Source organism: Actinocorallia lasiicapitis, from assembly GCF_054778695.1.
The window spans coordinates 1-3232 of sequence record NZ_BAAGZI010000533.1 but is presented as its reverse complement, the minus strand read 5'-3'; the positions used below and the strand labels follow the sequence as shown (position 1 = coordinate 3232).

Genomic DNA, 3232 nt, shown 5'->3' with positions numbered 1-3232 from the left:
CGACCGGCTGCGTTCGCTGCGGGACGTCAAGGACGGGCGCGCCACCGTGCTGGCCGCCGCCGACCCGGCCAACCCGTACGGGGCGGCGCTCCCCTGGCCGGAGACCGACGGCGGGCACCGTCCCGGCCGCAAGGCGGGCGCGCTGGTCGTCCTGGTCGACGGCGAGCTCACGCTCTACGCCGAACGCGGCGGCAAGTCCTTCCTCACCTGGAATCACGAAGGTCTCGACCCTGCGGTCGGTGCGCTGGCGCGGGCCGTCCGGGACGGGGCGCTCGGCCAGGTGACGGTGGAGCGTGTGGACGGGGTCGCGGTCACGGCGTCGCCGCTGGCCGAAATCCTCGAGTCGGCGGGTTTCCACCCCACTCCGAAGGGATTTCGGCTGCGCAGATAGAAAAGCCCGGAACCGAAGCAACGTTTTCCACGTCTCAAGGCGTCAAAGAGTACAAGGGCGCTACTCCGGACGGCTGATGGGAAATCGTTCTCAGGGCCGACGATCCGGACCGGCGCTCCTGCCAAGCTGATTGGCATCACGGGGTTCCGGCGGTGTCAGCACCGCCCGTCAACTGGGGAGTTGGCATGACATCGACCGCTCGATGGGTGATGGCGCAGCGCCGCAAGCGCATCGTCATCTCCCAGACCCTCCGCGACCGCGCCCGTACCGATCCGCGCCGCACCGGCGCCGCCACGCCCGAGCGCCAGACCACCAAGTAGCAGCATCCGCTTTCCGACGTGCGTCCGGACGAACCGGGGCGCACGTTTCTCAGTCGGCGGTGGTGGAGAAGACTTCTTCTCTGGCCTGGGAGAGCGCGGCGTGCAGGGCGCCCCGCAGGACGGGGTTGCCTTCGACCTGGCCCAGGACGATGCGGGGGCGGGTCGGCGAGATGCGTCCGACGGCGCGCTCGATGCGTTCGGCGAGCCCTTCGCCGCCGGCGGTGCCCAGTTCGCCGGTGATGACGACCAGGCCGGGGTCGAGGACGATGTTGACGGAGGCCACGCCGTACGACAGGCGTGTGGCCAGTTCGTCCAGGAAGGCTCCGCCGCGTTCCTCGTCGGCGGCGGCCAGCCGGACGGCCTCGACGGCCGAGACGTCGGTGAAGCCATGCGCGGCGGCCAGGTCGCGGACGGCGTCCGCGCCGACGAGCGAGCCGAAACCGCCGGCGAGGGCGGGCTGCCCGTAGGTGAGCGATTCGGTCACGCCCTCGGGGAGCGGGACGCCCGGCACCGGCAGGTAGCCGATCTCCCCGGCCCCGCCGGAGATGCCGCGGTGCAGCCGGTCGCCGAACATGACGGCGAGACCGATACCGCGGTCGATCCAGATGAGCGCGAAGTCCTCCGCGTCGCGGGCGGCACCGTAGGCGCGTTCGGCGACGGCCACCAGGTTCACATCGTTCTCGATCACCACGGGACGCCGCAGGTCGCGCCGCAACCCTTCCAGCACGCCCTCATGCCAGGCGGGCAGGTCGAACGCGAACCGGACGTCGCCGGTGCGCGGGTCGACGACGCCGGGAGTCCCGATGACGAAGGCGTGCAGCCGGGACGCCGCGACCTTCGCAGACCGGCACGCTTTCGTGACCGCCGAGTGGACGACCGCGACCGGGTCCTCCGCGCCGTCCAGCGAAACCGTGATCTCCGCGGCGACCTCGCCGGTGATGTCCGCGATGGCCGCGGTCACCCCGTCGGGCCCGACTTCCAGACCGGCGACGAACGCGCTGGCCGGGACGACTCCGTACAGCGCGGCGTTGGGCCCGCGGCCGCCGGCCTGCTCGCCGACGACCTCCACGAGGCCCCGTTCTTCGAGCCGTGACAGGAGCTGCGAGGCCGTCACCTTGGACAATCCGGTCCGCTCGCCGATCTGCGCGCGGGTCAGCGGGCCTTCGGCGATCAGGAGTTCGAGGGCGGCACGGTCGTTGAGCTCGCGCAGCAGGCGGGGCGTCCCCGGACGTATGGCCATGCTCGGCCTCCTGTCGATCAATCTGCCGGAACGGGTTATGTATAGGAAAGTTTCTTGTTAGTTTACTGTCCACAACCCCGCGCGAGCCCACCGCTCAGGGCGGGATCGCCGTAGAGCACGGGGGCACGCCTCGATCAGGGCCGCACGCGGGGACATGGTGGGAACTTTAAAGGTTCTTGACCACTGCGGGAGGCCACACCAACTGATCACTGCGTGCGGAATGCCTGAAAGGGGAACTCTGACCATGTCCGACGCCTTGCACCGCCTTGCCCGAGCGACCCTCCTCGCGGCCTTTCCGGGTGCGACAGCGCCCGACTGGCTTCTCGACGAGCTGGAGAAAGGTCTCGGCGGAGTCACCCTTTTCGCGCTGAACGGCAATGTGCCGGGCGCCGAGGGCCTCGCCCAGCTCACCGCGGAACTCCGCAAGGCCGGCGAGCCGATCATCACGATCGACGAGGAGGGCGGCGACGTCACCCGCCTCGACCACACCACCGGCAGCCGCTACCCCGGCAACGCCGCGCTCGGCGTGGTCGACGACGTGGAACTGACCCGCCGCGTGTTCCGCTCGATCGGCGCCGAACTGGCCGAGGTCGGCGTCAACATGGACTTCGCTCCTTCGGTCGATGTCAACAGCGCCGCCGAGAACCCGATCATCGGGACCCGCGCGTTCGGCGCGACCGCCGACGTGGTCGCCCGGCACGCCGCCGCGTCCGTGACGGGCCTGCAGGAGGCGGGCGTCGCGGCCTGTGTGAAGCACTTCCCCGGCCACGGCGACACCCGCGACGACTCCCATCTGTCGGTGCCGGTCGTCGACGCCGATCTGGCGCTGCTGCACGAGCGGGAACTGCCGCCGTTCCGGGCCGCGATCGCCGCCGGGACCCAGGCGCTGATGACCGCCCACCTGATCGTCCCCGAGCTGACCGGGGAGACCCCCGCGACCCTCTCCCAGGCCGCGATCACCGGGCTGCTCCGCGACGAGCTGGGCTACCAGGGCGTCGTCGTGTCCGACGCGCTCGACATGAAGGGCGCCAGCGGCGCGATCGGCATCCCCGAGGCGGCCGTCCAGGCGCTGATCGCAGGCGCCGACCTGCTCTGCCTGGGCTCCCAGGAGTTCGCCGGCTCCGTCCAGGAGATCACCGCGGCGATCGTGGGGGCGGTCCGTGACGGCCGGCTGCCCGAGGACCGCCTGGAGAGCGCCGCGCAGCGCGTCCGCCGGTTGAAGACGTGGCTGGCGACGTCCCGGGCGGTCGAGCTGGACCGGCCCGCCGGGCTCGAGGCCGC

Annotated in this window: 4 protein-coding genes; 3 read left to right on the top strand and 1 reads right to left on the bottom strand. The window is 71.3% G+C overall.

From position 1 onward, the window contains the following. Both ACYVE7_RS31665 and ACYVE7_RS31660 read left to right on the top strand, forming a co-directional pair. The coding region (locus tag ACYVE7_RS31665) for a hypothetical protein (RefSeq protein WP_460369944.1) at positions 1-391 on the top strand (391 nt) is incomplete at its 5' end. A 185-nt stretch (positions 392-576) separates the two neighbouring features. After that, positions 577-711, top strand: a complete 135-nt coding sequence (locus tag ACYVE7_RS31660; protein WP_460369943.1) for a hypothetical protein — start codon at positions 577-579, stop codon at positions 709-711. Between the two features lie 49 nt (positions 712-760). Here ACYVE7_RS31660 and ACYVE7_RS31655 read toward each other — a convergent pair whose 3' ends face one another. Then, a complete protein-coding gene (locus tag ACYVE7_RS31655; protein WP_460369942.1) occupies positions 761-1951 on the bottom strand; it encodes an ROK family transcriptional regulator in 1191 nt (396 codons plus the stop codon). A gap of 244 nt (positions 1952-2195) precedes the next feature. Here ACYVE7_RS31655 and ACYVE7_RS31650 point away from each other — a divergent pair. Next, positions 2196-3232, top strand: a 1037-nt coding sequence (locus ACYVE7_RS31650; protein ID WP_460369940.1) for a glycoside hydrolase family 3 protein, incomplete at its 3' end; no start/stop codon positions are given.